The organism is Corynebacterium sp. MSK012, assembly GCF_030232435.1.
Classification (GTDB): domain Bacteria; phylum Actinomycetota; class Actinomycetes; order Mycobacteriales; family Mycobacteriaceae; genus Corynebacterium; species Corynebacterium jeikeium_D.
Genome location: NZ_JASPJU010000007.1, coordinates 118,943 through 135,385, shown reverse-complemented (window position 1 = coordinate 135,385; position 16,443 = coordinate 118,943). Strand labels below are relative to the sequence as shown.

The following is a 16,443-nucleotide window of genomic DNA, read 5'->3' as shown; positions in this document are numbered from 1 at the left end:
AAAAGAGATGTAGGGGACCTAACCCACGACGGACATCTTGTGCAGCGTGCTGGCATCGATGGCGTAGCGCGTTGCGCCAGCATGGACGATTCGCCCACCGCCGCTGGTGCTCCGTCCCACAGTGACACTCATTCCAGGGCGAAGCCCCAGTTGCGAAAGCCTGCGGCACAGGCGCTCATCCACATGCGACGCTCCCAGAGTGACGGTTACCCCCACCGGGACGTCGGCAAGCGACTGAATGTCATCCGACTGTTTTCGAGACCGCAATCCGAGCATGAGAAACCTCGCTTATATAGATAAGAATTAAGCTAAGCAAATCGTGTTTACGGAGATGAGCTTACTCTTAGGCATGCCTAAATGGAATAAACCGGGCACACCTAAGGAAAGTTATTTATGCCACACTTAATATTTGCCTATTTAGCGTGGCAGAATTGTTAGTCCCATCCGAATAGTTGCCGCGGCGTGGAGGAATGGTTCTAGGTACCCCAGAGCACAATGTGCTCACGTGCGATTCGTTAGTTCGCAGATGAAGATATGGGAAGTATCATCGAAAAGTATGACTACTGACTTGCGAAGCATTGGCATGGACTACCCCAGCTGGCGAGACGCGATGGAAGCCGCGATTGCCAGTGACAATCTGTCGGTCATCGGCGAGGTCCGCGGTGGCCAGCTGGTCCGTTTCGAAGATTCCTCTGGTGCGCGTCTGCACATCCTGGGTGTTGAACCATTTTCTACCTACGCCGGCTTCGCGGGCAGCCCGACCGTCACTGCCCATGTATCCAGCGTGGACGATGTCTTGGCGCTCGTGGAAATCGTCGAGGATGATCCCTCCTCGGATAACTTTGACAAGGTCATCGAGGTCGCTACCTGCCTGCTGTCACAGGGGCCAATGATTGTTGATGCCGGAACTCAGACTTTTGAGCATGTCGCGCTATCAGCTCTGGCAACTGATTTCACCCTCGACGCATCCGCTGAGGAGTACGAAAAGCGCACTGGGGCAACCCCGACAACATTGGACTTCGAAGGTGCTAAGGCAATTGTCGGAGATCAGGTCGGCAAGGCATCGCCTAGCGCAACCGTCAAACTGGCTGGTGTTATCAATAACTCCCGCAAGCATGTCAATGAGCTGACCGGCAAGAAGTTCTGGGTGCTCAACCTTGCTCTTCCGACCCCCATGGACGTACTTGTCCCCGGCGGCGACGAAGCTCCCCAGCCAGGTATGGTCGTCTCCGGCACTTTCTCACTGACCGGTGAGATCATTCCGCCTCAAGGTTGCGGAGGCGGCTGTGGCGATGGCGGCTGTGGTTGTGGCGACGGTGGCTGCGGCGGACACTAGTCCGCTAACTCCCCACCGCTTCCACTACCCTGCTAGGGCTCCTGCTGCACTAGCTACCAGTCACAGGGCTTCCAGCTCAATATCGCCGAGCGTGTGAATCACGCTCGGCCCGGTCAAGGTCGCCGAGAAGTCCCCATCCGCATTGCTGGCCTTGTGGACATCCACAGTCACCACACCGCCAGGCACCTTGACTGTCACAACCCCCTCAGTCCGGCCGGCATCGGCCAGCGCGGCAATAGCTGCCGCAACCGTACCGGTGCCACACGAGCGGGTCTCACCAACTCCACGTTCAATTACTCGCATGGACACCGAATCAGAGGCATCCAGCGGGGTGACAATTTCCACATTGAGGCCGTTCGGGAACATGGCTTCGTCGGCACGCACTGGCTTCGCGACACTACCCGCCGCTTCCAATTCCAGCTCCGCCAGAGCGGCGGCATTTAGGCCAGGCATGACGCAGGCCAAATGCGGATTTCCCACGTCGACACCAATCCCGGCGAATTTCTGGGCATTGTTGCCCGAACCGATGAACGCAGTAGCGAGGCCGAGGACTTCTGGCTGGCCCATATCCACCCCAACGACCGCGTGCCTGCGGCTGAGCTCATCAATCGAAACAGCGCGCAGCCCTGCTCGAGTGCCCACCCGCAAGGTTCCGTCGACGACACTGTCCGGGCTGTGAATCGCGGCAATATAGTGTGCAAAGACGCGGACACCATTCCCGCACATCTCGGCAATAGAACCGTCACTATTGCGGTAGTCCATAAACCAATCGTCGGCTTTAACGCCCTCCGGCAATGCCGCCAAAACACCGGCATCGACGAGTTTCCCCGCACGGGCAACCCGCAGGACGCCGTCAGCGCCAAGACCTCGCTGTCGATCGCACACTGCTGCGACCAGTGATTCGGTCAAATCAATCGACACCAAATCATCTGGAAAAATCAAGAAATCGTTTTGCGTACCGTGGCCTTTGGCAAATGAAACCATGCCCTTGATGCTAGCGGGAGGTCCGAATCTCTTACAGACCAAGTGCGGAAAACGCCTGTCCCGGCACGTCACCGGCAGCGTCTAGCCACATGATCCGATGATCACGGTTGAACCAGGAGCGCTGACGTCGCACATACCTGCGCGTACCAGTAATCGTGCGTTCACAAGCCGTATCCAGGTCGTAAACCCCATCGAAGTAGTCCAGCACCTGCGCATAGCCAATCGCGCGACTAGCGGTCACACCTTCGCGCAACCCTTGCGCAATCAGACTCTCAGTTTCTTCCACCAGGCCAGCGGCAAACATGCCCCGCGTACGCTGTTCAATCCGCGGATTTAGCCATTCCGCCTGCGTGCGCAACCCCAATATGCGAGTGTTCCACCGCGGTGGCTTATCAATCGACGGCTTCGACGCTGCAAAAGGTTTGCCCGTGAGCTCGATGACCTCCAGGGCGCGGACGGTGCGCCGCGGGTCATTGGTCTCAATAATTGCCGCCGCATCCGGATCAATCTCTGCCAGCCGATCATGCAACGCCGCCGGACCGATCTCGTCCTGCACTGTCTCCCACTTCGCACGTACTTCAGGGTCCGTAGGTGGGAACTGCCAGTCGTCCACCAACGCCTGCACATACATCATCGACCCGCCGACAAGGATGGGGACTTTCCCCCGCGCGCGAATGGCCTCAACATCCGCGACCGCCTCACGCTGATACGTCGCCACACTCGCCGGCTGCGTCACGTTCAGCACATCGAGTTGGTGGTGCGGAATCCCCCGCCGCTGGTCCACCGACAGCTTCGCTGTTCCGATATCCATTCCTTGATAGAGCTGCATCGAATCAACATTGACGACCTCACCGCCAAGCTGCTCCGCAAGTACCAGCCCCAAATCCGACTTTCCCGACGCCGTCGGCCCTACCACCGCAATCGGCACCGGCAAGCTCTCACTCTCGAAAGCCGTCACTACCCAGTTCACACTCCTGCACAAAAACTAAAAACGCGCGCTCTTACTTCGCAACACACCGCCAGCTGGCCACGTGGTAGCCGATTCCATAAGGCGCCCCGTCATAGTAAGAACGCTTTACGACGGTCATTCCAGACCCCGTCCAGCTTTCAGCAGCTTTACTCAGCTGCTGCCATAACTCGGCCGCGTACGCGCCGGGAGCTGGAAACACAATATTTTCCACGTTAATGCTTGAGCAGTCCTGACCAGCAATCAGACTGCACAGCGCATCAACCTCCGCTGCACCTTCAATTACGCCGACCGGGGAATCGTCCGCAAGGCCGAATGCGCCGTCGACAAGCACAAGCAGACGCGTGTGACCGGCAGCGAGTGCCTCAGCGATAGAGTCGAAGCACGTTGCCTGAATGACGCGGCCAGTGGGTCCTTCAGAATTCCGTCGCGCGTAGTCTTCGATAAGCCAGCGTCCCAGCAGCTCAGGTAATTCGGTTCCGCCTGACACCGTGACATCAACCCCATACGGAGAAAAACTGCCGGGTGCGCTGGTCTGGTGCGGGGACTTCGCCTGCATCCTGCCAGTGATAATAGCGACCGCGCCGGGCTCCCCGGGTTCGTCATCTGTCCACAGCGTCGCGACGGTTTCACGGGCATGACGGCGCAATTCCGTGGCGGTGGGCGCAAAACCACCTAGCTCCTCGACGATGAGGAGCGCACGCGGAACGATAACAAGCCGAGGCAAACGCGAATTCACGTCCTCAACGCTACCGTGAGGGGCTAGTCGATGCCTTAATCCGGCGGTGTTACGCGCGCTGTGCCAAAATTTTTGGGATACTCGAGCACATACCGTAAGTGTTTGATGGCAGCCGTGTCGCGCGGCAGTTCTGCATGAAGATTGGAAGAGGTTTACCCACTATGACCGGTACCAGCAATTCCCCTAAGCCAGGTCCACGCCCGGGTCCACGCCCGGGACCTCGACCAGGCTCAATGCCGGCTCATCGTAAGGCCCCTGGAGCTACTCCAGCGCCTGCGGGGTCGGCCGCTGTGGCACATGCCGTCCACAATGATCCAAAGAAGTTTGGCCGCATCGACGAAGACGGCACTGTTTGGCTGGTCACCAGCGCCGGCGAACGCAATATTGGCTCCTGGCAGGCTGGCACCGTAGAAGAGGGTTATGCCCACTACGGCAAGCGCTACGAGGATCTGGCCACCGAGGTCGAGCTACTGGAATCTCGTGTAGTCTCCCACCCGCAGGAGGCAAAGACCATTTCTCACAACGCAGTTGAACTGCGTGAGAGCCTTGCCACCGCCACGGTTCTCGGCGATATCGATGCGCTGGATAAGCGCCTTGCAGAGGTCATTGCCACCTCCCACGTCGCAGAGGAGAAAGTCGCTCACGACAAGGCAGAGCGCCGTAAGAACGCCATCGCACGTAAGGAAGAGCTCGCCGCAGAGGCCGAGGAGCTCGCAGAGAACTCCACCGAGTGGAAGGTCGCCGGCGACCGTATCCGCGAGATTCTCACGGAGTGGAAGCAGATTCGCGGCATCGACCGCAAAACTGATGATCAACTCTGGCGCCGTTACTCTCGCGCGCGTGATTCTTTCAACCGCCGCCGCGGTGCCCATTTTGCGGAACTGGACCGCAACCGTGCGGCTGCTCGCCGCGTTAAGGAGGACATCATTGAGCGAGCTGAGGCCCTGAAGACCTCCACTGATTGGGGTGGCACCGCTGCTGCCTTCCGTGACCTGATGGCTGAGTGGAAGGCCGCTGGTCGAGCCCCGCGCGAGGTCGATGACAAGCTGTGGGCGCAGTTCAAGGCCGCCCAGGATGAGTTCTTTGGTGCTCGCAACGCGGTCAATGAAGCTCGAGACAGGGAGTTCGAGGAAAACGCTGCGGCCAAGGACGCACTGCTGGCTGAATACGAAGACCGCATTGATCCGTCCAAGGGCCTCGATCACGCTCGCAACGAACTGCGTCAGTTGCAGGAGAAATGGGAGGCCATCGGCTTTGTGCCGCGTGGTCGTGTGCGTGAGTATGAAAACCGCATTGGCGCACTGGAAAAGCGCGTCTCCGATGCTGCCGACTCGCAGTGGCGCCGTACCGACCCCGAAGCACAGGCTCGCGTCCAGCAGTTCGCCGACCGCGCAGCGGAGTTTGAGCAGAAGGCCGCCGAACTTGAGGCGAAGGGCAAGGCTTCTCAGGCAGCCAAGGCTCGGGAGCAGGCCGAACAGTGGCGACAGTGGGCAGAGCAGGCCGCGGAGACTCTCAAGGAGCTCTAACAGAAGCTAGTTGTGTGTCGGGGAAGCATGTTCTCGCTCTCCGGCGTCCGCAACAGAATCCTGGCTCAGCTACGCGCTGGCAACGCGTCGATGGTTAAAAGTAAGGGGCTCTCTTCCGGAGTGGAAGAGAGCCCCTTACTTACTGCGCTAGTTAAAAAGCCTCACTACTCGTCGCTGACCTGTTCGTCCTGTTCGCCGGTCTGCTGAGAGACATTGTCCGCACTACTGCCCTGCTGGCCGCGATTGCGTCGGCGAGCACGTTCACGGCGGTCGTCGACGACCTCAACATCCGTTGTCGTATTCGGTGTCAGGCCCGCCCGCAGGTAAACCTGCTGCGCGCGCAGTACCGGATCGGTGTCAGCGTGCTTGCGACGTTTCGTCGCGATTGCGAGCTGCTCCTTACTACGTCGGAAAGCGATGAAAGTCACGGAGATGGCCAGTAGAAAACTGCAGAAAATACCGAGCATCAGGCCGAAGGAAATACCCTCGCCGGCCAGTTCCTGTGGACGAGACTGACGCATCCAACCAGCGAAGACTGAGTAGACCATCTGAATACAGGCAAAAAACCAGGTGACGAATGCGAGAATCGTCGTCCGCGTAATCAGCGTGGCAATAGCTAGCAAGACACCTACCACCACGAGAATGGAGTAAATTCGCTCCGGTCGAGTCGTGAAGTACTGATGCGCAACATCCGTATCCAGCAACACATCAAAGCCCAAAACAACGCCCGAGTGCGGAAGGAAGAAACTCGTAATGAGGCCGATGACGGCAACCATCATCGGAATCACCGCACGGCCGAGGTCCAGCTCGCCAGCGGCCTTGCGCTCCTGAACCCGCAACGCCTGCGCGGATTCCACCGACTGCTCGCTAGTGGATTCCATATCACTTTCCGGCGAAGCCTTGTCACTACTCACAGCCGCATCCCTCACTTACACTCGTTTTCTCCGGGCGTCCAATCTTTGGCAAGCCCAGACCAACTCCAATCGGAGCGGTCGTCGGAGTCTGACCGACCTCTATATTATCCCCCGCCTTAGTGCGGCGGTGTGTGAGCACACCGGAGTCAGCAATGAGGAAGTGCGGTGCGGAGTCGGTCACACGCACTGTCACGTAATCACCTGGGCGAATCTTGCGGTCGACGACGCCTGGTTCGCTTTCCGACGGGCTGAAGTGCACCAGGCGGCCATCCCGACTCCGACCTGACATGCGATGAGTCTCCGCATTTTTACGCCCATCGGACTGGCTGACCAGCAGCTCAACTTCCCGACCGACGAGCTTGGCGTTTTCTTCCTCGGAAATACGCTCTTGAAGCGCTAACAGACGACCATAGCGTTCTTTCACAACCTCTGGTGGAACCTGATCAGTCATGGTCGCCGCCGGAGTTCCCGGGCGAGGCGAGTATTGGAAGGTGAACGCCGAGCTAAAACGAGCCTTTTCCACCACGTCGAGAGTTTGCTGGAAGTCCTCTTCGGTCTCGCCTGGGAAACCGACAATGATGTCAGTGGTAATGGCCGCGTCCGGCATTTTTTCCCTAACCTTCTCCAGAATTCCCAGGAATTTCTTGGTGCGGTAGGAACGGCGCATGTCTTTCAGCACTCGGTCGGAACCGGACTGTAGTGGCATGTGTAGCTGATGAACCACATTCGGTGTCTCCGCCATAGCGTCGATGACATCATCGGTGAACTCAGCTGGGTGCGGAGACGTAAAGCGCACGCGCTCCAACCCCTCAATCTGGCCGCAGGCGCGCAACAACTTGGAAAAAGCCGAGCGGTCGCGTTCCATGTCAGGGTCGGCGAAGTTAACACCATAGGCGTTGACATTCTGTCCGAGGAGGGTGACGTCAGTAACGCCCTGCTCCACGAGTGCCTGTACCTCAGCGAGAATCTCGCCCGGACGACGATCGCGTTCCTTACCACGCAAACTGGGGACGATGCAGAAGGTGCACGTGTTATTGCAGCCTACGGAAATACTCACCCAACCTGCGTAAGTGGATTCACGCTTGGCCGGCAGCACCGAGGGAAATTCTTCCAGTGCGTCCTTAATCTCGACTTCAGCCCGGTCATTATGAGCGGCGCGTTCCAACAGTGCTGGCAACGAACCCAAGTTATGCGTACCGAAGACAACGTCCACCCATGGGGCCTTCTTTACGACGACGTCCTTATCCTTCTGGGCCAAGCAGCCACCGACGGCAATCTGCATGCCTGGGTGAGCATCCTTGACTGGTTTGAGCTGTCCCAACGTGCCATAAAGGCGATTGTCCGCATTCTCTCGAACGGCACAGGTGTTGAAAACGACCAGATCAGGATTATCGCCTTCTGCAGCCGCTACATAACCGTTTTCTTCCAGCAAGCCAGACAGTCGTTCCGAGTCATGGACGTTCATCTGACAACCGAACGTACGTACCTCATATGTGCGAGGCGAAGACTGCTGCTGAGAGTTCAAAGAAGGGGTAGTCACGGCAGTTTAGGTTAGCTGTTTATGGCCCATTTCCCCAATCAGCGACCCCTTTAAACCTGACGGGTCCGCAGCCGGCGTGCTAATCCGGCGTGCGGTGGCACCGGCGCTAATCTGTGTCCTCTTCGAGTTCCCGGTATCGCTCTTCTAACTGATCCCGAGCAATGCTCATGGACAATTCAGAGGGGAAACCACGCCGCGCCAGCACACCGACGACTTTGCGTAAATCCTTTTGCTTGGAGTTGAAGTCAGGTGCCACTGTTTTAATAGTGGCCGCTTTCTTCGCCGCTAGCTTCCGGGCGACTTCTTCTTCCGCGTTGTGCGTAATCTGCTCCAACGCATCTGCACGAAGTGAAACATCAATGCCCTTTTCCTGCAGCTCCCGGTTCAAAACCATCTTCGACTTGCCGCGACTGGCAAAGCGCTGCCGCACCCATTCGGATGCGAAAAGCTCGTCGTTGACCAATCCACTTCGGGTCAGGTCATCAACGACTTCTTCAATCATCGAGGTTGGAAACTCCTCGACTGCCTCGAGCCTTTCTACGAGTTCCTTGCGGGAACGCATTCGCTGATCGAGCAAGCGCAGTGCCTTAGCACGAATCGGGGCCTTGGATTCCTCACGACCCGCATCGTAGAGCGAACTACCGTCAGCTTCCGCAATTTGCTGAGCAAGCTTTTCGATAGTCTCCCGCACATCGCGGCCGTTACGATCCTCCACGGTCCTCACTTTTCGTGTGTCGCGGCACTACGCCTCGAGCTAGCTAGTCTTCCAAATCATCGAAGTCGATGTCCGGCACGACATCGACAGGGGCATCGATATCGGTCTCGTCCTCGACCTCCGCGAATTCCCCGACGCCGAGCTTCTTCTTGATCTTGACTTCGATTTCCTGGGCAATTTCTGGATTCTCGCGCAGGTGCATACGAGCCTTTTCCTTGCCCTGCCCCAACTGATCGCCCTCGTAGGTAAACCACGAACCGGACTTCTTGACAATGCCGTTATCAACGCCCATGTCAATCAACGAGCCCTCACGCGAAATGCCCTCGCCGTAGATGATGTCAAACTCTGCCTGCTTGAACGGCGGCGACACCTTGTTCTTGACTACCTTCAAGCGCGTGCGGTTACCCACCGCATCCTGGCCATCCTTCAACGTCTGAATTCGGCGTACGTCACAGCGAACGGAAGCGTAGAACTTCAGTGCTTTACCACCCGTGGTGGTCTCAGGAGAGCCGAACATGACGCCAATCTTTTCACGCAGCTGGTTAATGAAGATGGCAGTGGTACCGGTGTGGGACAGCGCACCCGTCATCTTGCGCAGCGCCTGACTCATCAACCGCGCCTGCAGACCAACGTGGGAATCGCCCATTTCACCGTCGATTTCAGCCTTCGGAGTCAACGCGGCCACCGAGTCAACCACAATGATGTCAATAGCACCGGAACGCACCAACATATCTGTGATCTCAAGTGCCTGCTCACCGGTATCTGGTTGGGATACCAGAAGGTTGTCCGTATCTACTCCAAGCTTGCGCGCATAAACCGGATCCAGCGCATGCTCCGCATCAATAAATGCGGCAATACCGCCCTGCCGCTGCGCCTCTGCAATAGCATGCAGTGCGACTGTGGTCTTACCCGAGGATTCTGGACCATAGATTTCTACGATACGACCACGCGGGAACCCGCCCAGGCCCAAGGCCACGTCGATAGCGATATTGCCGGAGGGAATAACCTGAATTGGAGGACGATTGTCGTCCCCCAGGCGCATAACTGCACCCTTACCAAAGTCCTTCTCAATATTCGCCAGAGCTACATCGAGCGCCTTCAGGCGATCATTGCCCTGGTTCGAAGCCGTAGCCTTCTTACGAGCCATAGTTCGTTGTTCTTCCTCATTGTCATTGTCGCGGTCATTGTCGCGTACGGTATCGGGTTCTGGAGCCGTACTCAGAGAATGTGTCTCCCGATTTTCATCCAAAACAGAAACTTCGCTCACACTTAATTAGGCGCGAAACTAGCCGTTCCGGTTCCAAATTGGTCCGCGACACCTCTACTGCCGGTTACACCCGGAAGTTATACCGAATCAGACGGATTGACTTCATCAGCACTTTCGATAATATGCGAAACCCTGTTCGAATGGCAACGACACGCAAGAGCCGTCGGCAAGCATTCACCGTCGTCTACGCCGGAACCTATTCGTCAGGACCGTACCAGCGGTCTTCGGGAATATCGTGTTCCCTACACAGCGCCCACCAGATATCCCGAGGTTCGACCCCGTCCTCGAGCAATTCCGCGGGAGTTTTTCCATATTCCATCAGTACGTGGGAATGCAACAGCCACGGGCCGTGCTGAGGCCCAAATTCGTGGTTGACGAAGTTGTGAAAATCGGCCAATCGCATGAGACCAACGTACAAGATACCTGTCACTGATACCTACCTGGCCACCCTCTTTTCATAACCTAATCCCCGCTCCCCTGCCTGAACAGTGCTCAACCCATGGGTTTAAGATGAGAGCTGTGAATAATTCCAAGGTGTATGACCTCACTCTTATCGCTGCTTTCGCAGCACTGATCATCGTGCTCGGCGGCATTGCCATTCCCGTTGGCGGCCTCGGCGTGCCAATCGTGCTACAGAACATGGGCATCGCACTGGCCGGGATGATTCTCGGATTCAAACGCGGTGGCCTCGCCACTACCCTGTTCCTGGCTGTTGGTCTCGTGGGCGTCCCAAACATGGCGGGCTGGAAACCACTTCTCGCCGCACTTCCCGGCCCTACCGTGGGCTACATTGTCGGCTACTTAATTGCAGGTTTCGCAATCGGCGCGATTGCCCAGCAAGCACCACGGGCGAAAGTTTCACGAATCAGCGTCTTCATCGGCGCGGGCCTCGTTGGAGTTCTACTACAGTACTTCTTCGGATCTGTCGGATTGGCTTGGCGTATGGGACTTAGCTTCACCGACGCACTGATTACCAACGTCCCGTTTATCCCAGGCGACGTGGCAAAGGTTGTCGTAGCCGCGCTTATTGCTACTGCAGTACTGCAGGCTTTCCCTGATTTGCTTCCCGACGCTGCCAACCGTAAGCAAAGTCGTTTGGTTAAGGAAGCAGCCACCTCGGGCAATTAACCCCACAGAATTAGAAAGGGTCTCGAGTCGCACTATGCCCACCATCGCTTTTGACCGCGCTTCCGCAACCTATTCGGGACGCCAGATACTGAAGCCGACCACGCTAACTCTCACAGAGAAGCGCATTGGCATTATCGGCGAAAACGGTGGCGGTAAGTCCACGCTGGTGCGACTCATTAACGGCCTGGGCCCGGTCACTGGTGGCACGGTCACGTATGAGGGCATGAATGTCGCAAAGCAGGCAAAGGCAATTCGCAAGAATGTCGGCTTCATCTTTTCTGATGCGGATAATCAAATTGTGATGCCTACAGTCGCAGAGGACATTGCCTTTTCACTACGCAAGCGAAAACTACCAAAGGATGAGCGCAACCAGCTGGTGCAGGAAGCCCTCGAGCGGTTTGGGCTTGCCGATCATGCTGACGCCTCGCCACACTTGCTCTCGGGTGGACAAAAACAGCTACTGGCGCTGGCGGCAGTGTTAATTCTTAATCCCACGACCATTATTGCCGATGAGCCCACTACGCTCCTCGACTTGCGCAATCGTCTCCACATTCGGAGTATTTTCGCCCAGCTTGAGCAGCAAATTATCGTGGTCACTCATGATCTGGATTTTCTTATGGACTTCGACCGAGTTATCCGTGTAAGCGCAGGAGAAATCGTCGACGACGGTGCGCCGAAGGAAGTTATTGACCGATACGTCAGCGATATGACTCGTGCGGAAGAAGGCCGCTCATGATTCATCCAGCCGATGTCCCGTTAGGGCTTTACCTAAACCATAAGTCGCCTGTGCACAGGCTCCCGACGGCCCCCAAACTCATCATTGTCATCGCATTTTTATTGCTCACCGGGATTCTCGTGGATACCTGGCTAGGCGGGGCGATTGCCCTGGCAATTGTCACCCTCGCTTATGCGGTGGCCAAGGTGCCACCAATGGTTGCTTTCCGACAGCTCCGTGGAGCCGTAGTCATTTTGGCGCTGCTTTCGCTTCTCCTGTGGTGGCGCGCCGGGGGTGAGCAAGCGCTGACGACCTTCCTCGCGCTTCTCGCCGCAATCGCAGCGGCAATATTGCTAACGCTGACGACCCGCGTCAGCGACATCATGGATACTTTGACCACTGCGATGCAGCCGTTCGCCCGTTTCGGCCTACCAGTCGACACCATCGCGCTCGCACTATCGCTGACGCTGCGTATGATTCCGCTTCAGGTTATGGCCGCTGCCGAGGTACTGGAGGCTCGAAAAGCACGAGGGGCTGCCGGCTCAATCATTGCCTTCGGCGTACCTGTGGTCATCCGAACCATTAATCGCTCGAAGGCAATGGGTGATTCGCTAATCGCACGTGGTGAAGGTGAGTAGGAGAATTAATTGCCCTCACGCAGCTGGCGCATGCGCTCAGCAACAGCAGGGTCAACGTTGGAGGCAGCGCTTCCCTCGATGGACTTCTGAGCCTCGCCACCAGAGAGCTCGTTGCCACCGTTCATTTCTGCGCGGATTTGCTCCAGGCGAGAGTGCCCAGCAAGCTGAACGCCTGCGGCCTCTACCTCAGCCATACGCCCCTGAACCGAGTTCTGAGCTAGCTCGGCCTGACCAAGAGCGTTAGCGTAACGACGCTCAATCTTGTCACGAACCTGATCCAGATTAGGTGTAGCCCCCGAAGAAATCTGATTCATCGACTGCAGGGACTCAGAGACTTTCTCCTGCATCTTTGCTTGCTCCAGCTGGCTGAGGAGCTTTGCGCGCTCCGCGACCTTCTGCTGCAGCTGCATGGAATTACGCTCGACGGCCTTCTTAGCCTGAGCCGCCTGCTGCAGCGACTGATCGTGCAGAGCCTTCAAATCTTCTACCGACTGCTCAGCAGTAACCAACTGAGCTGCGAAAGCCTCAGCTGCGTTCTCATACTCCGTAGCCTTGGCAGTATCCCCCTCAGCACGAGCCTTGTCAGCGAGCTGCAATGCCTGACGAGTGTTCCCCTGCAGCTTCTCAATCTCAGCGAGCTGACGGTTAAGGCGCATTTCCAGCTGGCGCTGATTACCAATCACCGCCGCTGCCTGCTGCGATAGTTCCTGGTGCTGCCGCTGGGCATCCTCGATAGCCTGCTGAATCTGCACCTTCGGATCAGCGTTTTCCTCAATCTTGGAATCAAAAGCGGCCATCAAGTAATTCCACAGCTTTACAAATGGATTAGCCATAGCGTCCCATACACCTTTCTTATTGCAACTACCTCAAAGCAGGTCTGTGCTTATCGCGCACCCAATCTTAACTAAAGCCGAGCGTCTTCGGGTGCTAAGTACCGGAGCAATGGAATGAAATTCCACCGCCGCAACCAATTTCTACATCGCTGCCAATTCTGGGCTCGCCGAATGCAGGGCCATCGCTGTGGCTGCTTCCATCATCAAATCCGACACCGTCACACCAAGCGCCGCGCATACCGACGCCAGCAGCTCAGATGAGACTTCTTTCCGTCCACGCTCAAGCTCAGACAAATAACCAGGGCTAATAGCCGCATTTTCAGAAAGCTCACGCAGCGTCTGTCCACTGCGCGAACGGATATCACGCAGCGTCTCCCCCAGTGCCTCTCGCAGGAGTGGCTCACGGGATTCTCCCCGTTCCGCCAAATCCTGTGCCGTTAACTTTGCAACCGATCCAGGCTGCTCCCCTACAGCCACCCGCGCCGACGGTGCTGTGGCATCCATGGAAGCTTCGAAAGCGGCAGCGCTATCTACCTCTGGGTAGCGAATGGTCATAAGTGCAGTATTGTTGGTCATCACTTTCTCTAACGCTTTAGAAGGCCGACCTGTTCCCAATTTTCAAAAATTCTACTCACCGTCGAGATTCTGCAACAACAGTTCTAACGCCAATACCACTGCTTGACGACGAATCTCCGCGCGCGAACCCTCTTTATTCACCGGCAACCTAACAGCGGTTACCCCATCAAGGTCTGAAACCCCCGGCGGTTTCAGACCACACCAGACTTCACCTACTGGGTGCCCATCCTGCATCGCTGGACCAGCAACGCCAGTTAGCGAAATCCCCCAGCCCGCCACTGTCTTATTCGCCACTCCAAGTGCCATATACCGGGCCGTCAACTCGGACACGGGGCCATATGCGGCCAAAACATCCTTTGGCACGTCGGCAAGCAACGCCTTCGTGTCAGTGGCGTAAGTGACCACGCCACCGCGGAGAACGGCGGAGGCTCCCGGTACGGAGGCAACTGTAGCGCAGAGAAGACCTGCGGTAAGTGATTCTGCGGCTGCAAAAGTCTCGCCACGAGCCGTAAGCGTTTGGACGAGTTGAAGCGAAACGCCATCGACACCGTCAGCGTTTTCGTCGCTCTGGGCGAGGCGTTCGACTGTGTTCACAGCTTTACCCTCCACTTAATTTCTCTACGAGACCTTTCGCGCATCCACAATGTACTGGATACCAGTACCGACGGTGACGACAATGGCGGCAACCATCACAATCCAGGACGGCCAGAACAACCAGTCCACTGGCATCAGGAAGAGCCCCACTGCTACAGACTGCAGGACCGTCTTTATCTTGCCGCCCCGAGAAGCCGGAACAACACGCCCCTGACGCAGGGCGAACATACGCCAGATGGTGATGCCACCTTCGCGAATCACGATGATGACAGTCACCCACCACGGCAGAATGTCGATGATGTTCATACCAATCAGCGCAGCCAGCATTAGAGCCTTATCGGCAATCGGATCGGCAATCTTGCCAAAGTCGGTAATGAGGTTACGGCTACGTGCGAGGTGCCCGTCCAACTTGTCAGTCGCCATCAGAAGCGCGAATACGACAAACGACCACCAGCGCCAATTGGTGGCTTCGCCGCCCTCCTGAAGAAGTACCCACAGGAACACCGGTACTCCGAGGATGCGAAGCACGGTCAGGAAATTGGGCAAGTTCCAGTTGGAAACACGGCTTGTATCAGCACTTGGAGCAGTCACAGTTGTTACCTTATCTCACAATCGTGTTCGATTAACGCCCAGGCTCGTTCTTACCGGTGTGTGAACCGTTAGTTTCGCTTCCGGCCGACGTTGACCCCTCACTGACAGAAGTAGAGGAGGCGTGAGAGCCGAGGCCATCGCGGCTTCCATCATCATCGTGGTGAACACGCGGAAGGGCAATCGCACCCATGTTTTCATCACGCTTGCTCTTGAGCCACGATGCCAGGACAGTCACCACCAGAACGATGACGATGACCGCCAGCGACGCCCAGGTCGATACTTCAGGCACCGACACGTTCTCACCGCTGTTGATAAACGGCAGGTTGTTTTCATGCAGTGCGTGCAACAGCAACTTCACACCAATAAAGGCCAGGATGACACCCAGGCCATAAGCCAGGTACACCAAGCGATCCAGCAGACCGTCGAGCAGGAAGTACATCTGTCGCAACCCCATGAGAGCAAGGGCATTTGCAGTAAAGACGATATATGCCTCATCCGTCAGGCCGTAGATAGCCGGGATAGAGTCAAACGCAAACATCACATCGATAAAACCGATGGACACCAGCGCGATGGCAAGTGGAGTCAAGTAACGCTTGCCGTTTTCCTTAACGGTCAGCTTGTCCTTGTTGTAATGGTCCGAAATTGGGACGATTCGACGCAGCCATTGAATCAGCTTCATATCCGACGGATCGGGTTCCGGCTTATCGACGGCTTCGTCGTACACCGTCTTGATAGCCGTGTAAATCAGGAAGATTGCAAACAGGTAGAAAACGTCAGACCACTTGGCAATAACTGCCGCACCAGCCCAAATGAACAGGCCTCTGAATACCAGCGCCATCGCAATACCGAACAGCAAAACCTTTTGTTGGTACTGGCGCGGAATCTTGAATGCGCCGATGATGAGTGCAAAGACAAATAGATTGTCTACGCTGAGCGCCTTTTCGGTGATATAGCCCGATAGAAACTCAATGCCTCGGTGGTGATCCCATAACAACCACACCATTCCGCCGAAAATTAATGCCAAGACTACGTAGAAAGCGGTCCAGATGCCGGCTTCCTTCATAGTTGGGTTATGCGGCGTGCGAACGTGTGCATAGAAGTCAAAGGCGATAAAACCCATGACGACCACAATGGTGATAATCCATACCAATGCGGGGACATGCATATTAAAAAAAGACCTCCGGTCGTGCGAACATGAACCGGAGGTCTCTCCTGCTTCTGCCATAGTGGCAAAAGTGACGGCACCGGGATTCGATGTGCGCAAGACGAGTCTGTGCGTCCAATCCGTGCTGACGATAACCGTCACGGGCTAGCGGAAAACATCCACTTTTACCGGGGATACTCCCCTCCACGTGTGCCGACTATACACGCAATCAGAAA

The 16,443-nt window shown here is 56.6% G+C and carries 19 protein-coding genes; 5 read left to right on the top strand and 14 right to left on the bottom strand.

Annotated elements, in window-relative coordinates; all coding sequences use genetic code 11:
• Positions 1–18: 18 nt before the first annotated feature.
• The gene (locus QP977_RS06270) at positions 19–276 is read right to left on the bottom strand and encodes a FeoA family protein (protein ID WP_016422620.1); all 258 of its coding nucleotides are present in this window, start codon (positions 274–276) and stop codon (positions 19–21) included.
• Between the two features lie 280 nt (positions 277–556).
• Here QP977_RS06270 and QP977_RS06265 point away from each other — a divergent pair, with 280 nt between their 5' ends.
• A complete protein-coding gene (locus tag QP977_RS06265) occupies positions 557–1,336 on the top strand; it encodes a hypothetical protein (RefSeq protein WP_016422619.1) in 780 nt (259 codons plus the stop codon).
• A gap of 60 nt (positions 1,337–1,396) precedes the next feature.
• On the opposite strand, the gene dapF is transcribed toward QP977_RS06265, so the two are convergent.
• From dapF to QP977_RS06250, 3 genes are read right to left on the bottom strand one after another with little or no spacing between them, the layout of a single operon-like run.
• The gene (dapF, locus tag QP977_RS06260; protein WP_016422618.1) at positions 1,397–2,320 is read right to left on the bottom strand and encodes a diaminopimelate epimerase; all 924 of its coding nucleotides are present in this window, start codon (positions 2,318–2,320) and stop codon (positions 1,397–1,399) included.
• Between the two features lie 31 nt (positions 2,321–2,351).
• On the bottom strand, positions 2,352–3,278 hold the full coding sequence (gene miaA / locus QP977_RS06255; protein WP_370550937.1) for a tRNA (adenosine(37)-N6)-dimethylallyltransferase MiaA: 927 nt from the start codon (positions 3,276–3,278) through the stop codon (positions 2,352–2,354).
• A 43-nt stretch (positions 3,279–3,321) separates the two neighbouring features.
• On the bottom strand, positions 3,322–4,026 hold the full coding sequence (locus QP977_RS06250) for a class III extradiol ring-cleavage dioxygenase family protein (protein ID WP_070652950.1): 705 nt from the start codon (positions 4,024–4,026) through the stop codon (positions 3,322–3,324).
• 161 nt (positions 4,027–4,187) lie between these two features.
• Between QP977_RS06250 and QP977_RS06245 the strand changes: the two genes are divergently transcribed.
• Positions 4,188–5,552: a DUF349 domain-containing protein gene (locus tag QP977_RS06245; protein ID WP_016422615.1), complete on the top strand. Its 1,365-nt coding sequence runs from the start codon at positions 4,188–4,190 to the stop codon at positions 5,550–5,552.
• Between the two features lie 164 nt (positions 5,553–5,716).
• Here QP977_RS06245 and QP977_RS06240 read toward each other — a convergent pair whose 3' ends face one another.
• The 5 genes from QP977_RS06240 to QP977_RS06220 all read right to left on the bottom strand — a co-directional run bounded on the left by QP977_RS06240 (position 5,717) and on the right by QP977_RS06220 (position 10,418).
• Entirely contained in the window at positions 5,717–6,466 is a 750-nt protein-coding gene (locus QP977_RS06240) for an Rv2732c family membrane protein (protein WP_224433130.1), read from the bottom strand.
• Positions 6,459–8,006: a tRNA (N6-isopentenyl adenosine(37)-C2)-methylthiotransferase MiaB gene (gene miaB, locus QP977_RS06235; protein WP_070652949.1), complete on the bottom strand. Its 1,548-nt coding sequence runs from the start codon at positions 8,004–8,006 to the stop codon at positions 6,459–6,461. Before miaB ends, QP977_RS06240 begins: the two co-directional genes overlap by 8 nt.
• A 106-nt stretch (positions 8,007–8,112) precedes the next feature.
• The gene (locus tag QP977_RS06230; RefSeq protein WP_049193012.1) at positions 8,113–8,721 is read right to left on the bottom strand and encodes a regulatory protein RecX; all 609 of its coding nucleotides are present in this window, start codon (positions 8,719–8,721) and stop codon (positions 8,113–8,115) included.
• A 43-nt stretch (positions 8,722–8,764) separates the two neighbouring features.
• The gene (gene recA / locus QP977_RS06225; protein WP_049170952.1) at positions 8,765–9,868 is read right to left on the bottom strand and encodes a recombinase RecA; all 1,104 of its coding nucleotides are present in this window, start codon (positions 9,866–9,868) and stop codon (positions 8,765–8,767) included.
• Between the two features lie 316 nt (positions 9,869–10,184).
• The gene (locus QP977_RS06220) at positions 10,185–10,418 is read right to left on the bottom strand and encodes a DUF3046 domain-containing protein (protein ID WP_005509697.1); all 234 of its coding nucleotides are present in this window, start codon (positions 10,416–10,418) and stop codon (positions 10,185–10,187) included.
• 80 nt (positions 10,419–10,498) lie between these two features.
• On the opposite strand from QP977_RS06220, the gene QP977_RS06215 reads away from it, so the two are divergent.
• From QP977_RS06215 to QP977_RS06205, 3 genes are read left to right on the top strand one after another with little or no spacing between them, the layout of a single operon-like run.
• Positions 10,499–11,116, top strand: a complete 618-nt coding sequence (locus QP977_RS06215; protein ID WP_049170862.1) for a biotin transporter BioY — start codon at positions 10,499–10,501, stop codon at positions 11,114–11,116.
• 34 nt (positions 11,117–11,150) lie between these two features.
• Positions 11,151–11,852, top strand: coding sequence for an energy-coupling factor ABC transporter ATP-binding protein (locus QP977_RS06210; RefSeq protein WP_049170859.1), 702 nt, complete (start codon positions 11,151–11,153; stop codon positions 11,850–11,852).
• Positions 11,849–12,469 (top strand): energy-coupling factor transporter transmembrane component T family protein, encoded by a 621-nt coding sequence (locus tag QP977_RS06205; protein WP_049170855.1) that lies wholly within the window; start codon positions 11,849–11,851, stop codon positions 12,467–12,469. Before QP977_RS06210 ends, QP977_RS06205 begins: the two co-directional genes overlap by 4 nt.
• Positions 12,470–12,474: 5 nt before the next feature.
• Here QP977_RS06205 and QP977_RS06200 read toward each other — a convergent pair whose 3' ends face one another.
• From QP977_RS06200 to QP977_RS06180, 5 genes are all read right to left on the bottom strand, one after another.
• Positions 12,475–13,302, bottom strand: coding sequence for a PspA/IM30 family protein (locus QP977_RS06200; RefSeq protein ID WP_005509356.1), 828 nt, complete (start codon positions 13,300–13,302; stop codon positions 12,475–12,477).
• A gap of 141 nt (positions 13,303–13,443) precedes the next feature.
• Positions 13,444–13,878, bottom strand: coding sequence for a helix-turn-helix domain-containing protein (locus tag QP977_RS06195; protein WP_016422607.1), 435 nt, complete (start codon positions 13,876–13,878; stop codon positions 13,444–13,446).
• Between the two features lie 51 nt (positions 13,879–13,929).
• A complete protein-coding gene (locus tag QP977_RS06190; RefSeq protein WP_284847212.1) occupies positions 13,930–14,472 on the bottom strand; it encodes a CinA family protein in 543 nt (180 codons plus the stop codon).
• A gap of 24 nt (positions 14,473–14,496) precedes the next feature.
• The gene (gene pgsA / locus QP977_RS06185) at positions 14,497–15,063 is read right to left on the bottom strand and encodes a CDP-diacylglycerol--glycerol-3-phosphate 3-phosphatidyltransferase (RefSeq protein ID WP_016422605.1); all 567 of its coding nucleotides are present in this window, start codon (positions 15,061–15,063) and stop codon (positions 14,497–14,499) included.
• 31 nt (positions 15,064–15,094) lie between these two features.
• Complete coding sequence (locus QP977_RS06180; RefSeq protein WP_016422604.1) at positions 15,095–16,228, bottom strand: TerC family protein; 1,134 nt, start codon at positions 16,226–16,228, stop codon at positions 15,095–15,097.
• Between the last annotated feature and the right edge of the window lie 215 nt (positions 16,229–16,443).

Excerpts from the sequence above, each read along its gene's own strand:
- QP977_RS06270 (WP_016422620.1), bottom strand. The coding sequence starts at position 276 with ATGCTCGGATTGCGGTCTCGAAAACAGTCGGATGACATTCAGTCGCTT.
- QP977_RS06265 (WP_016422619.1), top strand. The coding sequence starts at position 557 with ATGACTACTGACTTGCGAAGCATTGGCATGGACTACCCCAGCTGGCGA.
- dapF (WP_016422618.1), bottom strand. The coding sequence starts at position 2,320 with ATGGTTTCATTTGCCAAAGGCCACGGTACGCAAAACGATTTCTTGATT.
- QP977_RS06245 (WP_016422615.1), top strand. The coding sequence starts at position 4,188 with ATGACCGGTACCAGCAATTCCCCTAAGCCAGGTCCACGCCCGGGTCCA.
- recA (WP_049170952.1), bottom strand. The coding sequence starts at position 9,868 with ATGGCTCGTAAGAAGGCTACGGCTTCGAACCAGGGCAATGATCGCCTG.
- QP977_RS06215 (WP_049170862.1), top strand. The coding sequence starts at position 10,499 with ATGAGAGCTGTGAATAATTCCAAGGTGTATGACCTCACTCTTATCGCT.
- QP977_RS06210 (WP_049170859.1), top strand. The coding sequence starts at position 11,151 with ATGCCCACCATCGCTTTTGACCGCGCTTCCGCAACCTATTCGGGACGC.
- QP977_RS06205 (WP_049170855.1), top strand. The coding sequence starts at position 11,849 with ATGATTCATCCAGCCGATGTCCCGTTAGGGCTTTACCTAAACCATAAG.
- QP977_RS06200 (WP_005509356.1), bottom strand. The coding sequence starts at position 13,302 with ATGGCTAATCCATTTGTAAAGCTGTGGAATTACTTGATGGCCGCTTTT.
- QP977_RS06195 (WP_016422607.1), bottom strand. The coding sequence starts at position 13,878 with ATGACCAACAATACTGCACTTATGACCATTCGCTACCCAGAGGTAGAT.
- QP977_RS06180 (WP_016422604.1), bottom strand. The coding sequence starts at position 16,228 with ATGCATGTCCCCGCATTGGTATGGATTATCACCATTGTGGTCGTCATG.